This is a genomic window from Hymenobacter sp. 102 (assembly GCF_049949205.1).
Taxonomy (GTDB): domain Bacteria; phylum Bacteroidota; class Bacteroidia; order Cytophagales; family Hymenobacteraceae; genus Hymenobacter.
This window is the reverse complement of sequence record NZ_CP188172.1, coordinates 5,051,175-5,067,706: the sequence shown is the minus strand read 5'-3', so window position 1 is coordinate 5,067,706 and position 16,532 is coordinate 5,051,175. Positions and strand designations below refer to the sequence as shown.

Annotated in this window: 18 protein-coding genes; 17 read left to right on the top strand and 1 reads right to left on the bottom strand. The window is 62.7% G+C overall.

Annotation, left to right across the window (positions count from 1 at the left end):
- Positions 1-51 precede the first annotated feature (51 nt).
- From ACN19L_RS22105 to ACN19L_RS22040, 14 genes are all read left to right on the top strand, one after another.
- Complete coding sequence (locus ACN19L_RS22105) at positions 52-1,296, top strand: TolC family protein (RefSeq protein WP_426491488.1); 1,245 nt, start codon at positions 52-54, stop codon at positions 1,294-1,296.
- A 1-nt stretch (position 1,297) separates the two neighbouring features.
- Complete coding sequence (locus ACN19L_RS22100; protein WP_426491487.1) at positions 1,298-1,924, top strand: hypothetical protein; 627 nt, start codon at positions 1,298-1,300, stop codon at positions 1,922-1,924.
- A 12-nt stretch (positions 1,925-1,936) separates the two neighbouring features.
- On the top strand, positions 1,937-3,082 hold the full coding sequence (locus ACN19L_RS22095; protein ID WP_426491486.1) for an efflux RND transporter periplasmic adaptor subunit: 1,146 nt from the start codon (positions 1,937-1,939) through the stop codon (positions 3,080-3,082).
- A gap of 34 nt (positions 3,083-3,116) precedes the next feature.
- On the top strand, positions 3,117-3,626 hold the full coding sequence (locus ACN19L_RS22090) for a YybH family protein (RefSeq protein ID WP_190786139.1): 510 nt from the start codon (positions 3,117-3,119) through the stop codon (positions 3,624-3,626).
- Between the two features lie 95 nt (positions 3,627-3,721).
- On the top strand, positions 3,722-6,943 hold the full coding sequence (locus ACN19L_RS22085; protein ID WP_426491485.1) for an efflux RND transporter permease subunit: 3,222 nt from the start codon (positions 3,722-3,724) through the stop codon (positions 6,941-6,943).
- A gap of 3 nt (positions 6,944-6,946) precedes the next feature.
- Complete coding sequence (locus tag ACN19L_RS22080) at positions 6,947-7,258, top strand: DUF6122 family protein (RefSeq protein ID WP_111480612.1); 312 nt, start codon at positions 6,947-6,949, stop codon at positions 7,256-7,258.
- A gap of 12 nt (positions 7,259-7,270) precedes the next feature.
- Positions 7,271-7,900 (top strand): helix-turn-helix domain-containing protein, encoded by a 630-nt coding sequence (locus ACN19L_RS22075; protein WP_426491484.1) that lies wholly within the window; start codon positions 7,271-7,273, stop codon positions 7,898-7,900.
- Between the two features lie 85 nt (positions 7,901-7,985).
- A complete protein-coding gene (locus tag ACN19L_RS22070; protein WP_426491483.1) occupies positions 7,986-8,483 on the top strand; it encodes a four-helix bundle copper-binding protein in 498 nt (165 codons plus the stop codon).
- Entirely contained in the window at positions 8,483-9,127 is a 645-nt protein-coding gene (locus tag ACN19L_RS22065; protein ID WP_426491482.1) for a hypothetical protein, read from the top strand. The genes ACN19L_RS22070 and ACN19L_RS22065 overlap by 1 nt, the downstream gene beginning before the upstream one ends.
- Positions 9,128-9,285: 158 nt before the next feature.
- Positions 9,286-9,492, top strand: coding sequence for a heavy-metal-associated domain-containing protein (locus ACN19L_RS22060; protein ID WP_111480615.1), 207 nt, complete (start codon positions 9,286-9,288; stop codon positions 9,490-9,492).
- Between the two features lie 95 nt (positions 9,493-9,587).
- The gene (locus ACN19L_RS22055) at positions 9,588-9,803 is read left to right on the top strand and encodes a hypothetical protein (protein WP_426491481.1); all 216 of its coding nucleotides are present in this window, start codon (positions 9,588-9,590) and stop codon (positions 9,801-9,803) included.
- Positions 9,804-10,085: 282 nt separating this feature from the next.
- Complete coding sequence (locus ACN19L_RS22050) at positions 10,086-11,273, top strand: DUF2231 domain-containing protein (RefSeq protein WP_190786136.1); 1,188 nt, start codon at positions 10,086-10,088, stop codon at positions 11,271-11,273.
- A gap of 6 nt (positions 11,274-11,279) precedes the next feature.
- Entirely contained in the window at positions 11,280-12,227 is a 948-nt protein-coding gene (locus ACN19L_RS22045) for a multicopper oxidase domain-containing protein (protein WP_426491480.1), read from the top strand.
- The gene (locus tag ACN19L_RS22040; protein ID WP_426493618.1) at positions 12,113-13,699 is read left to right on the top strand and encodes a multicopper oxidase domain-containing protein; all 1,587 of its coding nucleotides are present in this window, start codon (positions 12,113-12,115) and stop codon (positions 13,697-13,699) included. Before ACN19L_RS22045 ends, ACN19L_RS22040 begins: the two co-directional genes overlap by 115 nt.
- Before the next feature lie 18 nt (positions 13,700-13,717).
- Here the strand turns inward: ACN19L_RS22040 and ACN19L_RS22035 are convergent, their stop codons facing one another.
- Positions 13,718-14,632 (bottom strand): hypothetical protein, encoded by a 915-nt coding sequence (locus tag ACN19L_RS22035; protein ID WP_426491479.1) that lies wholly within the window; start codon positions 14,630-14,632, stop codon positions 13,718-13,720.
- A 266-nt stretch (positions 14,633-14,898) separates the two neighbouring features.
- On the opposite strand from ACN19L_RS22035, the gene ACN19L_RS22030 reads away from it, so the two are divergent.
- From ACN19L_RS22030 to ACN19L_RS22020, 3 genes are all read left to right on the top strand, one after another.
- Positions 14,899-15,234: a site-specific integrase gene (locus ACN19L_RS22030; protein ID WP_426491478.1), complete on the top strand. Its 336-nt coding sequence runs from the start codon at positions 14,899-14,901 to the stop codon at positions 15,232-15,234.
- Positions 15,159-15,857, top strand: coding sequence for a site-specific integrase (locus ACN19L_RS22025; protein WP_426491477.1), 699 nt, complete (start codon positions 15,159-15,161; stop codon positions 15,855-15,857). The genes ACN19L_RS22030 and ACN19L_RS22025 overlap by 76 nt, the downstream gene beginning before the upstream one ends.
- A gap of 104 nt (positions 15,858-15,961) precedes the next feature.
- Entirely contained in the window at positions 15,962-16,369 is a 408-nt protein-coding gene (locus ACN19L_RS22020; RefSeq protein WP_426491476.1) for a DNA methyltransferase, read from the top strand.
- Positions 16,370-16,532: the final 163 nt, after the last annotated feature.

The following is a 16,532-nucleotide window of genomic DNA, read 5'->3' as shown; positions in this document are numbered from 1 at the left end:
GTCTGCCGCTGCAACGGTAGGCGGCCCGCTGGCTCGCTCTAACCTGATTATATGAAGTATCTGAAATTGAGAAGTGGCGTGCGTTTCCTGCTGGTTCTGGCCCTTTTGCTGGGATTAGGTTTCGAAGCTGCGCGCGCCCAAACCATCATCAGCCTGGACAGCGCCGAAGCCCAGACCCTGCGCCGGCACCCCCGGCTGCGGCAGTCAACCCAGGAAATTGAGGAGCAGCGCGCCCTCAAGCGGGGCTCGTTTGCGCCCGCCAACCCGGACTTTCTGTTCTCGGCCCCTACCGGCGAGATGTGGGCCCCGGGCGTGGTGCAAACCATCGACCTGCCCAACGTCTACCGCCAGCAGCGGCGCGTGGCGCAGGCCGGCATTACCCTGGCCGAGCGCAACCGCGACGTGAGCCGGGCCAGCGTGCTGCGCGACACCCGCCTGGCGTACCTGACCCTGCAATTTGCTGAGGCCCAGGTGCGGCAGCTCACCTACCAGGACAGCTTGTTTCGAGTGCTGCGCCTGGCCACCGAGCGCCTGTTTACGGCCGGCGAAGTCACCTCGCTGCAGCGCATCAGCACCGACGCCGAAGCCCGGCAGGTGACCGTGCTGCTGCAGCAAGCCACCGCCGACCGGCAGGCCGCCCAGCGCCGCCTGGCCTTGCTGCTGGGCCGCCCCAGCGAAGCCTTGGCCACCAGCACCGACCTGGGCCGCACCGGCGCGGAGCTGGCCCAAACGGGCACTGCGCTGCTCGCGGGCCTGCCCACCGAGGACAGCACGGCCCTGGTGCGCAGCCCCACGCTGGCCGCCGCTGCCCAAAACGTAGCCCTGAGCCAGTCAGGCATCAGCCTGGTCCGGGCCCGGCGCACCCCGGCCCTCACGGTGGGCTACCAGAACCAGGCATTTGAGAATTCAGCCTTGAAATACCGCTTTCAATTCGGCCTGTCGGTGCCCATCTGGTTCTGGACCTACCGCTCCCAGCTGCAGGCGGCCACGGCCCGCTCCCAGGCCGCCGGCTACCAGCTGCAGGCCCAGCGCCTGGAGTTGAGTAGTCAGTACCAGCAGGCCCTGGCCGACACGCGCAAGTTCTCGGCCTCGCTGGGCTACTACGAGCAAACCGGGCTGCCGCAGTCGCGGGCCATCATCAGCCAGTCGCAGCGCCTGTTTCGGGCCGGCGAAGTAAGCTACCTGCAGCTCATCCTGAGCCTGAACCAGGCCTTTGCCATCCAGAATACCTACCTGACGACCATTCGGGACTACCGCCAGGCCCTCATCGAACTTAACTACCTGCGGGGTGAATAACATGAAACAACTCCTGATTTTGCTCCTGGGCCTGCTTGTGCTGAGCGGCACGGCCTACGCCCACGGGGGCGAGGACCACGGCGACGGGCCCAAGGCCGGCACGGCCGCGGGCGCCACGTCCTTTTCCGTGGCCGCGCTCTCGGAACAGTTCGAGGCCTTGCTGCGCTACGAGCCCCTGGAAGGGGGTAAGCCCGCCGATTTGCGCCTGTTCCTCTCCGACTACGCCACCAACGCCCCGATCAAGGGCGCCAAGCTCACGCTCACCAACCCGGAAGATGCCAACCTGAAATGGGCCGTGAAAGAGCAGGAGCCGGGCGTGTACCTCGTCGAAGGCCAGTTTCCGGCCAACAAGGCTTACAGCTTCGCCCTCAACATCGTGGCGGGTGAGAAAGCCGATTTGCTCTTGCTCGAAGGCATCAAAGTAGGAGAGAAGCTGCCCGTCGCCGCGGCTCCCCACGCGGAGGCAACCGGGCTTTTTTCCTCCTGGAAAACCATCCTGGCCTTGGCCGGGGCCTTTGTGCTCGGCATCGTACTCACGGCCCTGCTCATGCGCCGCCGCCGTCCCGAGCCCGTGCCCCAGACTTCCGAGCAGGCGTTGACCGCCAGCCGCCGCACCCCCTTCCCTTAATGCTACCCCGATATGAAAACCAAGCATAAAATCCTGGCCGCTACGGCCGCCGCGGGACTGGTCCTGACGGTGCTGCTCCCTCCACCGGGTTTGGTGCAGGCCCACGGTGGCGAAGACCACGGTGGCACGGCCAAAGCCAGCACCGGCGTGGCCCTTTCCGACGAGGTACTGCTGCCCAAGGAAAGCCAGTTCCTGTTTCAGGTGCGCACCAACCTGGCCGCCTTTTCCACCACCTACAGCCGGGCCACGCTCTACGGCACGGTGTCGGCCGCGGCCGGGGGCGAGGGCCGCATCGTGGTGCCCCAAACCGGGCGCATCGTGAGCCTCGCCGCGCAGGTGGGCAAAACGGTGCGGGCCGGGCAGACCCTGGCCGTCATCGAGCAAACGCTGGACGCCACCCAGCAAATCGGGCTCAGCACCGAGCGGGCCAACGCCCAGGCCGAGCTGCGCGCCGCCCAGCAGGACTACGCCCGCCTGCAGAGCATCGCCGACATCGCCGCCCGCAAGGACGTGGTGGCCGCCGAGCTGCGCCTGCGCCAGGCCCGCCAGAACGCCAGCATCTACAACGGCCAGGCCCAGCAGCGCCGCGTGAGCATCACCTCGCCCGTGAGCGGCACCGTGGACGTGTTTAATCTCGCTGTCGGTCAACAAGTCAACCAGGGCGACGAGCTGTTTCGCGTCATCAACCCCGGCAAGCTGCGCGTCGAAGCCCAGGTGTTTGCCCAGGATCTGGACAAAGTCACGCCCGGGGCCGTGTTCCGGGTGGAAGGCCTGCAGGGCCAGGCCGGCGTGCCCGCCCGCCTGGTGGTGTTCAGCAACGTGGTGAACCCGGTCAACCAAGCCCGTCAGCTGGTGCTGGAGCTCGACGCCCAGCAGGGCAGCGCCTACCGCGCCGGCCAGGCCGTGAACGTGCAGGTCGTGGGCCAGACCGGCGGGGGCAAGCCCCAGCTGGTGGTGCCCACCTCGGCCATCACCGATCTGAATGGCAAGCCCGTGGTGTTTGTGCACACCGAGCCCGAGCGGTTCAAGATTCGCTACGTGCAGCCCGGCGCCGTCAACGGCCAGCAGACCGTGCTGGTGCAGGGCGAAATCAACGAAAACGACCGGGTGGTCACCACCGGCACCTACCAGCTCAAATCCATTTACCTCAACCAATAAGTCCCGCTCCGCGGTGGCTTCTTTCTCCCTCCCCATGAAAAATCTTTTTGCTCTCGCGGTGCTGTCTGCCACGCTTCCCTTTGCCGCCGCCACGGCGCAAGCCCAGACAACTGCCGCGGCTGGTTCCGCCGATGAGGTGGCCGTGCGGGCGGTGCTGAGCAAGTACCAGCAGGCCGTGCAAAAGCTCGATACCACGGGCACGCACCGCCTCTTCACGGCCAACTCCCAGGTGTTCGAGTCGGGCGGGGTGGAAGGCTCCTACCGGCACTACGCCGAGCACCACCTGGCCCCGGAGCTCAAGGAGTTTAGCGCCTTCACCTTCAGCGACTACAAAGCCGCCGTGCAGGTAGACGGTCCTTATGCTTTTGCGACGGAAACCTACACCTACACCATTAACCTCAAGAAGGACCCCAAGGAGAAAGAGGCCAAGGCGCCCATCGTGCGCCGCGGGGTGGCCACGTCGGTGCTGCGCAAAAACGCCGCCGGCCAGTGGCAAATCATGAGCACCCACACCTCGGCCCGCACGCCCCGGGTCAAGAAATAAGACGCACAGGGCGTGCCCTGTCCGACCCACTGGCCCACCGGCCGGACTACACCGAAGTCGCCCTTGAGGCTCCTTCCACTTTGCGCTAATACCCCATGCTTGATAAGATAATTCGCTTTGCCCTGCAGAACCGGCTGCTGATGCTGGCCTTCGCCATGGGCCTCATCATTGCCGGTTCCTACACCGCCAGCCAGCTGCCGGTGGACGTGTTGCCCGACCTCGACCGCCCGCGCGTGACCGTGTTCCTGGAAGCGCCCGGCATGGCCCCCGAGGAGGTGGAGGCCCTGGTGACGCTGCCCGTGGAAACGGCCCTGAACGGGGCCACCGGCGTGTCGGCCGTGCGCTCCAACTCGGCCATTGGCCTGGGCATGGTGTTCGTGGAGTTCGACTACGGCACCGACATTTTCACGGCCCGCCAGATTGTGAGCGAGAAGCTGCAGACCACGGGCGAGCAGCTGCCCCAGGGCATTACGCCGGTGCTGGGCCCCATTTCCTCGGTCATGGGCCAGATTATGCTGGTGGGCTTGTCGGGCGGCAAACAGACCAACGCCGCCGATTTGCGCACGCTGGCCAACTACACCGTGCGGCAGCGCCTGCTCAGCATTCCCGGCGTGGCCCAGGTCATTCCCATCGGCGGCGACAATTTGCAGTACCAAGTCCTGCTCGATATGCCCCGGCTCAATGCCACGGGCCTGACGGTAAACCAGGTGGAGGAAGCCCTGCGCCAGTCCAACCTGAACACGACGGGCAACTTCATTGACCGCAACGGCTCGGAGGTGCTCATCCGCAACCTGGGCCGGCTGCGCTCGGTGGCCGACATCGAAAACATCATTGTCGGCTACCGCGAGCAGTCTCCCATCCGGGTGGCCGACGTGGCCAAGGTGGAGTTCGGGGCCCGCTTCAAGCGGGGCGACGGCAGCGTGAACGGCCGGCCCGCCGTGATTCTGAGCATCGAGAAGCAGCCCGGCGCGGCCACGGTGGGCCTGACAGCAGCCGTGGAAAAAGCCCTGGTGGAGCTGAAGCCTTCTTTGCCCAAGGACGTGCAGGTGAACACGCGCTTGTTCAAGCAGTCGGAGTTTATCGAGTCCTCGATTACCAACGTCGAGGAAGCCTTGCGCGACGGGGCCATTCTGGTGGTTATCATCCTGTTTGCCTTTCTGCTGAACGTACGCACCACGTTTATTTCTTTGGTGGCCATTCCGCTCTCGCTGCTGGTCACGGCGCTGGTGTTTCGCTTTGCCGGCATCAGCATCAACACCATGACCCTCGGCGGCCTGGCCATTGCCATCGGCGAATTGGTCGACGACGCCATCGTGGACGTGGAAAACGTCTACCGGCGCCTGCGCGAAAACAAGCAGCTGCCGCACCCGCAGCCGGTGCTCAAGGTTATTTACAAGGCCAGCTCCGAAGTACGCAACTCCATTGTGTACGCCACCATCATCGTGGTGCTGGTGTTCCTGCCGCTGTTTGCCCTGGAAGGCATGGAAGGCCGCATTTTTGCGCCGCTGGGCATTGCCTACATCACCAGCATTGTGGCCTCGCTGTTCGTGTCGCTCACCGTCACGCCGGTGCTCTGCTACTACCTGCTGCCCAAAATGAAGCAGATGGACCACCCCGAAACCGACGGGGGCCTGGTGCGCTGGCTTAAGAAAAAAGATACTCGCCTGTTGGGTTGGGGCCTGCAGCATCCCAAGGCCATCCTTGGGGTAACCGGGGCGCTGTTCGTGGCGGCCATGGCGCTGATTCCGTTCTTCGGCACCGAGTTTCTGCCGCCCTTCAACGAAGGCTCGCTCACGGTCAACTTCTCGGCGCCCGCCGGCACCTCGCTGGCCGAGTCGAACCGCCTGGGCACGCTGGGCGAGCAGCAGATGCTTAAGATTCCGGAAGTGGCCTATACCGCCCGCCGCACCGGCCGCGCCGAATTGGACGAGCACGCCGAGTCGGTGAACAACTCGGAAATCGAAGTGGCCTTCAAAACGGAAGAGGAGTTGGAGAAGGAAGGCAAAACCATGCGCAGCCGCGACGAGATTCTGGCCGACATGCGGGAGAAGCTCAGCCTGATTACGGGCGTGAACGTCAACATCGGCCAGCCCATCTCCCACCGCCTCGACCACTTGCTGAGCGGGGTGCGCGCCCAAGTGGCCATCAAGGTTTTCGGCAACGATTTGCTGGAGTTGCGCCGCTACGCCAATGAGGTGCGCGCTGCCGCCAGCACGGTGCCCGGTGTGGTCGATTTGCAGGTAGAAAAGCAGGTGCAGATTCCCCAGCTGCTTATCCGGCCCCGCGACGAGGCCCTGCGCGCCTACGGCATGGAGCGCGGCGAGGTGGTGCGCGATTTGGAAACGCTCTTCCAGGGCGCCGTCGTCTCGCAGATGCTCGACGGGCAGAAGCGCTTTGACTTGGTGGTGAAGCTGCCCGAAGCCGAGCGCAACGACATCGCCGCCATCGGCCAGACCCGCGTCGAAACGCCCTCGGGCGCCATGGTTCCCCTAAGCCAGGTGGCAGAAGTGCTCTACGAGCCGGGCCCCAACACCGTGAACCACGAGAATACCCAACGCCGCATCACCATCTCCCTGAACGTAGCCGAGCGTGATTTGGGCTCGACGGTCAAGGAGATTCAAGCGAAGGTGAATTCGCAGGTGAAGCTGCCCCCCGGGTATTACCTCACCTACGGCGGCCAGTTTGAAAGCCAGCAGTCGGCCTCGCAGAAGATTCTCTGGTTGAGCCTGTTTTCGCTGGCCGGCATCTTCCTGGTGCTGTTCTCGCACTTTAAGTCCAGCTACATGGTAGGGCAGATTATGCTCAACATCCCCTTGGCCCTCATCGGCTCGGTGGTGGCGGTGCTGCTCACGGGCGGCACGTTCAGCATTGCCTCGCTGGTGGGCTTTATCACGCTTACCGGCATTGCCTCGCGCAACGGCATCATGATGATTTCGCACTACATCCACCTCGTGGAGCACGAGGGCGAGAAGTTCGGCATCCCCATGATTATCCGCGGTTCACTCGAACGCTTGGTGCCGGTGCTGATGACGGCCCTGGTAGCCGCGCTGGCCCTGGTGCCGCTTACCCTGGCCAAGGACGCGCCGGGCAAAGAAATCCTCTACCCGGTGGCCACCGTCATTCTCGGCGGTTTGCTTTCTTCCACGTTCCTCGACATCATCGTGACGCCCGTGGTCTTCTGGCTGGTGGGCGAAAAAGCGCTGGCGCAGTACTTCGCTTCCCACCAGGAAACGGGGTTGGATGACCACCCGCAGGAACTCGACGCGCAGCCGCTCACCCCGCCTTCGGATATGAATCCGGTGCTGCCCACCCGCTAGGCGATGCTGCACGCCTTTCTGCATATCACGGTGCCAGGGCTCTACGCCCTGGCCTTTCACCGCCCCCACTGGCGGCGGGTGTGGCTGGTGCTGGCCAGTGCCCTGCTGCTCGACCTGGACCACCTCTGGGCCACCCCCTTCTACGACCCGGGCCGCTGCAGCATCAACTTCCACACCTTTCACACCTACTGGGCCATCGGCGGCTACGTGCTACTGCTGCTACCCGCCCGCACGCGCATCTGGGCCGTGGGCTTCCTGCTGCACATGGTGCTGGACTACACCGAATGCTGGCAGCGCGGCATTTACCTGCCTTAACCTCGCTTGCTGATGCCTAATCGCTCCGCTTCTGCTTCGCCCACCACTGTGCTTTACATCAAGCACATGGTGTGCGCGCGCGGTATCCGGGTGGTTCGGCAGGAGCTGGAAGGGCTGGGCTTGCAGGTGCTCGACGTGCGCCTGGGGGCCGCCACGGTCGCCGGAGAGCCGGAAGACCTGGACTGGCCCCGCCTGCGGGCCACGCTGGAAGCAGCCCGGTTTGCGCTGCTCGAAACCTTTCACCAGACCTTGGTGGAACGGGTCAGCGTGGCCGTGAACCGCCTGTTGCGCGAGCCCGGCGAAAGCCTGCGGCACCGGGCATTCGGGGCGGCGGTGGCCCGTGAGCTGGACCTGACGTACGGGCAGCTGAGCGCGGCCTTTGCCCGCTTGGTGGGCGATAAGACGCTGGCGGCCTACATCCTGAGTCAGCGCCTGGCTTATGCGCAGGAGCTGCTGCTTTCTTCCTCCCTGAGCGTGGGCCTAATTGCCCGGCACCTGGGCTACACCAGCCTGGCGCACTTCTCCGGCCAATTCCGGCGCTTGGCCCACTGCTCGCCTTCCGCGTATCGCCGCCTGCTGCGCGCTGACATGGCGCCGGTTGTGGGGGATGAGGCGCCAAATCATGCAAGGGAAGAAGACTAATATGTAAAACCTTGGGCCACAGAGAAGGTATACTTAGGCAGCGACCCGGTTGGGTTGCCTTACTTGTTCACCTAACCCCTTTCCCATGCATACACAAAACCAAAGCCTGCTCGACGCCCTCAATGCCTGTATCGCCGCCTGTGAGCATTGTGCTACGGCCTGCCTGCAGGAAGACAATGTGAAGATGATGGCCCGCTGCGTGCTGTTGGACCGCGACTGTGCCGACATCTGCGCCCTCACCGCCCGCTTCACTGCCCGCGGCTCGGAGCACGCCGCCCATCTGCTACGCGAGTGCGCTGAAATCTGCAAGGCCTGCGCCGACGAGTGCGAGAAGCACGGCGCTCACCCGAGCACTGCCGCCAGTGCGCCGAGGCCTGCCGCCGCTGCGAGCAGGCCTGCCGCCAGGGCATTGCTGCTTAAATATCCTCGATACCATGGGAAGCCAGCTCGTCGCGTACGGGCTGGCTTTTTCGTGGGCCCCGGTGTGTTAATTATGCTGGTTCGCGGCCTAATTCTGTACGCCGGGCCTGGGCGACACCCCTACTTTTGCGGGGTCCTTCACCCGCCCCAACTGCCTCGCTGATGACAATGGCTCCCGCCCTGCGCAAGTTCATGCTCACCGCCCACATCACGTTCTCGGTGGGCTGGCTCGGCGCCGTGGCCGTGTTCCTGGCCCTGGCCATCACCGGCCTGACCAGTTCTGATGCGTTGCTGGTGCGCACGGCCTACCTGGCCATGGGGCTGAGCGGCTGGTTTGTTATTGTGCCCTCCAGCCTGGCCGCGCTGGCCACCGGCGTGGTGCAGGCGCTGGGCACGCCCTGGGGCTTGTTTAAGCATTACTGGGTGCTGGTCAAGCTGGTGCTCACGGTAGCGGCCACGCTGCTGTTGCTGCTGCACATCCAGCCCATCGCCTACCTGGCCGAGGTAGCCGCCAAAGCCGACCTCTCGGCAACTGACCTGCGCGGGTTGCGCCTGCAGCTGCTGGCCGATGCCGCGGCCGCGCTGGTCGTGCTGCTGGCAGCCACCGCCATTTCGGTGTACAAGCCCTGGGGCCGCATTGGTAAGTGGCGGCTGCAAAAGCAGGCGCATGCCCAAGCCGTGGCCGCGGGCCACGCAACTGCTATGCCCACCCCCTGGGGCCGCTATTTGCTCATCGCCGGGCTGGTGCTGCTCCTACTCTTTGTCATCGGCAAACACTTGCTCGGCGGGGGCATGGGCCACCATTAAAGCTAGCGTGCGACGTGTCAGGCAGGCAAAGGGGGATTAGCTGCTACAAATCATGCAAGCCTGAAGCCTAATTGTGTACCCCTTCCCGGGCACGTGCCGCTACTTTTGGGTGTTTTAATTCCGAACCCGCCCACCACGGGCGCCACGCATTTACTCCCATGAAAACGCTCCAATTCAACACCAACATCAACTGCGGCGGCTGCATCAAAGCCGTAACGCCCACCCTCAACGGCGAGAAGGCAATTGCCTCCTGGCAGGTCGACACGGCCAACCCCAACAAGGTGCTCACCGTGACCGGCGACGTGACCGAGGAGCAGGTGCTGGCGCTCGTAGAAGATGCCGGCTTCAAGGCTGAAAAGGCTTAGACATTTTAATGAGTGCCACCCACGGAGTACGGACCGTGGCTGTTTGAACTACCCCACGGCCGTACCCGGCGGGCCCATCTTAACCACCAGAACCGATGAAACGCAAGATGATGATGTTCGGCGCCGCGGCGCTGCTCTCCGGCGGCGCCTTGTTTGGCTTCACCAGCCCAACCCCGACCGCGGCGGATTGTCCACTGAAGGGCACCCCCGATTGCCCGCTGGTGCAAAACTGCGCCCAGGCCGGCACTCCGGCCTGCACGGCGGGAGCCCTAGCTGCTGCGCGGCCAAGTAAGCTGCCCACGCTCGTGTAAAACGCCCGGCCCCAGTAGGTCGGGCGTTTTTCGTTTTAGCGTTTCCTGGGACGGCCTGTAGTCAGGACCAGGTTGCTTGAAATTATGCAACCGTGCGGCCGTTTGCGTGTAAACATTGTCGCGGTTTGACTACGTATGGTACCCAACAGGGAAAGCAACGACCGCCTGGCTAGGACCAGTGGTCAGCGCGGCCTCTCCATTACCCATTGGGATTTGCCCCGGCACTGCTGCTTGCGGTCAGCCGGGGTTTTTCCGTGTACCGGCCTTGGCTCATTCGGCTCTATGTTTTCAGATTTTCCCAATCTGCACCCCCTGGTGGTGCACTTGCCCATTGTCCTGATACTGCTGGCTGCGGCATTGCAGGCCCTGCTGGTATTCAAGGACTGGCCCCAGGTGCGCTGGATTGCCTTGGCCGTGATGGCTGGGGGCTTTGCCGGGGCGGTGGCGGCCAGCACCGTGTTTCATGCGGCGGCAATTGGCCTTTCGCCCCGGGCAGCGGCCGTGTACGCGGCCCACGAGCAGTTCGCCGGCTACACCACCTGGCTCTCGGGCATCACGCTGCTATTGGCCGGCATCGGGTTTTACTTTAAGGTGCAGCGCCGGGCCTACGAGGTGCTGGTGCTGGTGGCAGCCGTGGCGGCGGCCGGCGCGCTTTCCGTGGCCGGGCACCGAGGTGCGCAGCTGGTGTACGTCGAGGGCGTGGGTCCCAAGGGCAACCTGCTCGATAAAAGCCACGGCCACGGCGGGGAGGATGCCATGCCCGGCATGGACATGCCGGCTTCCGAAGCGGACGCCCACAACGAGGAGGTTGGCCCAAGCGACGGGACTCGCCCACCATCAGTGGCTACGCCAGGTACCTCCCCGGCCAGCATGGAAGGCATGAACATGGGCCCCGGCCCGCAGGCCGCCCAGCTAGGTCAGCGCCGTCAACCCATGGAACAAATGGAAGGCATGAACATGCCCACCCAACGGCGCGGCGGCCAACCGCAGCCGGCGCCGGCAGGACGGGCCGCCCAGCAGGGAGCCATGGCCGATATGCCGGGGATGAACATGCCCGGGATGAGCACGCAACGTCCCTCCGGCCAAGGCAGCCCGCGCAAAGCGCCGCCCGCCCCGATGGACATGGGCAACATGCCCGGCATGGACATGGGTCCTGCCCGCTCGAAAAACACCTCCCCAAGCAAACCCGCCATAGGTACTATGAAAGGCATGGAAAACATGCCCGGCATGCAGCCCGCCGGCGGCCAAAAGCCTGTGACAACGCGCCAGCAGATGGACGATATGTCCGGAATGCCGGGCATGAAAAAGGGCGAGGCTATGCCCGGTATGGGCGATAGGAAGGGAATGGAGAAGCCCGGAACGGGCGCCATGCCGGGCATGCCGGGAATGGCCATGCCCAGCAGCCCCATGGATAAGTACCGGTTCGAGGACAACAACCCGGCCCGCAGCACCCCCAAACGCGACAAGTAACGACCGATGCGAATACTCTTTCTACTGGCTGCCCTGCTGGCCGCCATGCCCGCCTGGGCGCAGCACACGCCGGGCATGCGTATGGGCAAAAGCGCCGAGCCTCACCTGACCCAGTCTGCGCCCCCGGCTGCTCAGCTGCAGGGCAAGGTCGTGACGCCTCGCACGAGCTACGTGGGCAAGCGGGTGGAGTACGACCTGTACGTGGACGAGCGCCTGGTCAACTTCACGGGCCGCACCCGCCGGGCCATCGGCATCAACGGCCAGATTCCGGCCCCCACGCTCACCTTCAACGAGGGGGACACCGCCGTGATTCGGGTGCACAACCAGATGCACATGGAAACCAGCATCCACTGGCACGGCCTGCTGCTGCCCAACGAGCAGGACGGCGTGCCCTACCTCAACACGGCCCCGGTCGAGCCGGGCGGCACCCACACGTTTACGTTTCCCCTGATTCAGAGCGGCACCTACTGGTACCACTCCCACACCATGCTGCAGGAGCAGGACGGCGTGTACGGCTCCATCGTCATCCACCCCAAGCGCATTCCCTACGAGATGAGGGAGTACGTGCTGGTGCTCTCCGACTGGACCGACCACAAATCCAAGGAGGTGCTGCGCTACCTCAAGCGCACCGGCGAGTGGTTCGCCGTGCAGAAAGGGGCTACGCAGAGCTACGGCGAGGCCCTGGCCGCCGGCTACTTCAAGGACAAGCTCAAGCAGGAGTGGGGCCGCATGCCGGCCATGGATTTGACGGACATCTACTACAACAAATTCCTCACGAACGGGCAGGAAAAGGGCTATTTCAAGGACGCCAAGCCCGGGAGGTGGTGCGCCTGCGCGTCATCAACGGCAGCGCCTCGTCCTACTTTTACCTGCAGTACGCCGGCGGTCCTATGCAGGTCATCGCCGCCGACGGCATCAACGTGGAGCCCTTCCCCGTCAACAAGCTCGAAATAGCCACGGCCGAAACCTACGACCTGCTGGTCACGGTGCCCGCTGTGGGCGCGGCCGAGTTTCGGGCCACGGCCAACGACATCACCGGCTACACCTCCACCTTCATCGGGCAGGGCGAGCCGATGAAAGCCCCGGACCTGCCCCGCATCAACTACTTCCAGATGATGCGGGAGATGAACAGCATGGAAGGCATGAGCGGCATGGACATGGGCGGCGCCGGCATGACCAAAGAGCAGGGCAGTGGGGAGATGAAAGGCATGGACATGGCGGGCCACCAGGGCCCGAAGCCAGCCAGTCCGGCTGCTGGTTCGCCCATGCCGGGCATGGACATGCAGCACGGCGCCGCGCCCGCTGCCACGGCCCCCTCACCGCAGAGCCGGCCCGAAAATGCCCAGGAAAAAGCTGGCAAAAGCATGGGCAGCATGCAGGACATGGGCGGCATGGCGGGCATGGACATGGGCGGTATGGCCGGGATGAGCGGCATGGGCGGCAGCGCCGGCGACTTCAACTACAACATGTTGCGGGCCCTTAACCCCACCACGCTGGATTCGACCAAGCAGTGGCGGGAAATCAACCTCACCCTGACCGGCAACATGCTGCGCTACGTGTGGTCGTTTGACAACAAGACCCTCTCGCAGGCCGACAAGATTCCCATCCGCAAGGGCGAGAACGTGCGCATGACCTTTACCAACACCACCATGATGCGCCACCCGCTGCACCTGCACGGGCACTTTTTCCGGCTCGTGAATGCCCAGGGTGCTTATTCGCCGATGAAGCACACCTTCGACATTCAGTCCATGGGCAAGGTCACCATCGAGTTCGACGCCAACGAGGAACAGGACTGGTTTTTCCACTGTCACATCCTCTACCACATGATGGCCGGCATGGCCCGCATCGTGAGCTACGAGGGCACCCCGCAGAATGAGTACGCCCGCACCGACTACAAAGAGCTGAAAAAAGAAGACAACCAGCCTTACCTCTGGGCCGACCTGATGGCGCACTCGCAGGGCGCTTTTCTGGAAAGCACCCTGTCCAACAACCGCAACGCGCTCGAATTCGAGGGCCGCGTGAACTACCAGGGCAACTTCGAAACCGAAACCCACCTGCTGCGCTACCTCGACAATCGGCAGTTTCTCGCCGCCTTTGTCGGCTTTGACTACCGTAACAACCGCACGCTGCTCGCAGAGGGCGAGCGGAACACCAAAAACAACCGGCGGGTGTTCGACGTGGGCCTGTACTACCTGCTGCCCCTGCTCGTGCGCTCGGAGCTGCGCCTGGACAGCAACGGCAAGGTGCGCCTGCAGCTGGAGCGCACGGACCTGCCCCTAAGCAACAACTTCTTCGCCGACCTGCTGGTGAACACGGACCGGGAATACAACGTCGCCTTCCGCTACATGGTCAGCAAGTATGTGTCCTTGAGCACCAACTACGACAGTGACTACAAGTGGGGCGCCGGCCTGACGCTCCACTATTAATCGCCCGGAGGTGTAGCGTTAATTGCAGGCCTTCACCAGGGCGGTCACGCTGAGCGTGGCCGTGGCATCGGTCGTGTAGTTGTCGTTGTTCACGCACACGAAGAAGCGGCGCGTTCCGGAAGGCAACGACATTGGCCGGGTTTCCTGAGGGGTATTGGTTTCCATGCGCAGGCAGGAATTGGGAATGGTTATCGAGCCTTTTGTGGCCAGAAACTGCTGCACCGCTGCCGGATTCGTGGTGATGTACCAGTGACATTTGGTGGACGTCGTGGGCGGCTTGGTGTCCTGCTTCGATAAGGAGGAAGCAGCCATGGACAACAGGGCCACCGTACCGGTGGCCGGATTGCTCAAAGCCGCGGCCATGCTCAAGGCCGTGGACCAGGAAGCGGGCTGGTGGCCGTCACGGATGTCGAGCTTGTACACGATGCCTACCGTGCCCTCGGGTACGTCGATTTCAAACACTTTCCGGCTCAGGTGCATGCAGTTGCTGCAGTGAATCTCCGCGCTGCTGAGCGGCAGGGCATCCTCCACGGCGTATGTGCATTTGATTTCGCGGCCGTCGTCGTGCCAGCTGCGAAAGTCGGATTGCTGGGCGCCGTTGACGTACGTGCCCCGAAAGCTCAGCTCCGTTCGTGCCAGCCCGCACAGCCCTGAAGGCACGTCGGGGTGCTCTTTAACCATCTTGCCTTCCCACTGCTTTTGCCAGGAAGGGTAGAAATAGTCGCGCACCGTGCCCACGGTTTTACCAGCCGCGTCGTGGCGGGCAATACGGGCGTAGGCCACTTCCTCCAACGTTTCGGTGCGCTCCCAGTCCCGGTCGAAGTAGACGGTATCGGCTGGAGGAAGCGTTACCGAGGCCGGCTTGGGACGCTGGGCCAGCGCGGTAACAGTACTAATAAGGAGTAGGAACTGCAGAAAGTAAAGTTTTACCATACAGAGTAAGCCAGCGGAAAAGACAGAGTAGCGGTTGGTAAATGTACTGACAAGTCGCTTTGTGTCTAATTCTCACATGGGGCTACATGAATGGGTAGGCAGCAAGTTGGGACGTCGTACTTGTTACTTAAGATGCCAAAGTTCTCGCGCAACGCTGAGCCAACTCTTTTTCGATAAGGTATGATAAGTCTTAGTTATCATACCCTATTCACTACTTTTGGGAAACGCTCCGTTTTCGTGTTTTCACTCCTTATATATAGGCTGCCGTGAGCTCCGTCCCCGTCATTCCCTCATCGCCCGCTTCCGCCGGTCTGGCGCACCTGACCGAACACACGACTCGGTATGTCGAAGCCGGCCTGCAAGGAGCACCAAACACGGCCCGGGCTTATGCTGGTGACTGGCGCCGCTTCACCGAGTGGTGCACCACGCACGGTCAGGTGGCGCTGCCGGCGTCGGTGGATACGCTCGCGGGTTTTGTGACCCACCTGGCCGAAGCGGGTAAGAAGGTGTCGACCATTCAGCGCAGTTGCGCGGCCATCAGCAAGGCCACGCGCTGCGTGACCTGGCTTCGCCCACAGATGATAAGAAATTTAAGGTGCTGATGGACGGCATCAGCCGGTTGAAAGGCGTGCGGCAAAAGCAGGCGCCGGCGTTTTCACTGGCCAGCTTCAAGCGCACCATTAAACATCTCGATGCCAGCACGCCGGTGGGCTTGCGCGACAAGGTCATCCTGCTGCTGGGCTTTACTGGGGCCTTCCGCCGGTCCGAGCTGTCGGCCCTGGACCTGGACGACTTGACGTTTTCCGAGGATGGGCTTACCATTAACCTCAAACGCAGCAAGACCAACCAGTTGGGGGAAGCGGAAGAAAAGGCCATTTTCTATTCGCCGGACCCGGCGCTTTGTCCCATTCGAACGCTGCAGGCTTGGTTAAGACTGTTGGAGCGCCCGTCGGGGCCCATTCTGGTTTCGTTTCGCAAGGGTGGCCGACTCACCGACCGCCGGCTGACCGATGTGCACCTCAACAAAATCGTGCAGCGACACCTGGGCCCGAAGTTTACGGCTCATTCGCTGCGAGCCTCGTTTGTGACGGTGGCCAAGCTCAACGGAGCCGATGACAGCGAAGTGATGAACCAGACGAAGCACAAGACGAGCGAAATGATTCGACGCTATACTCGCCTTGACAACGTGCGGCAACACAATGCGGCGCAAAAACTGGGCTTATAACGCCTTCATTTTCTAAAAACTATTATTTATAGCACAATGCTTTGCTAAATTCAATAGCACGCCGTAACGATTCCTGAAAAGAATGGGCTTAACTTTCGTCTGAAATGACAACAATGACTGCTCCAACCCGACGTCAAAAAGAGGCTGTTACAGCCTCTCCACTATATATACAAGGTGACATTGGCCTGAACCAACCCAAGGTGAGTGACGGCAAGCCAGCAGTGATGCTTGTGCCCGTTGAGGCATCGGTAGACATGCCTCCTCCTGCTTCTTCCCAACCGGCCTTTGTTCAACGGATTCTCGGAGATGCCACTCGCGTTTCATCAGTTATTCCTGCTAAGTCGGTTGACCTTATTGTGACCTCTCCACCGTATTGGCAGAAGAGGGATTATGGGCACGCTGATCAATTGGGCCAAGAAGCGACGCCTGCAGAATACGTGCAGGCGCTTATCGGTGCGATGAGGGATTGGAAAAAAGTGCTTAAGAATACGGGATCCATTGAGGTGGTCTAGCTAAGCTGGACAGAGTTGGGACGTTGTTTGAAGGTGGAGTTCGAAATGGTTGGGAGCTTGGTAGCCGAGGGCGGAATGGCGTCGTTCGGCGTTGTAGTAGGGGTCGCACTAGAGTAGGAACGGAAAACAACGCTAAGGCCAGTTGGTCGAATTTTGGCGGGTC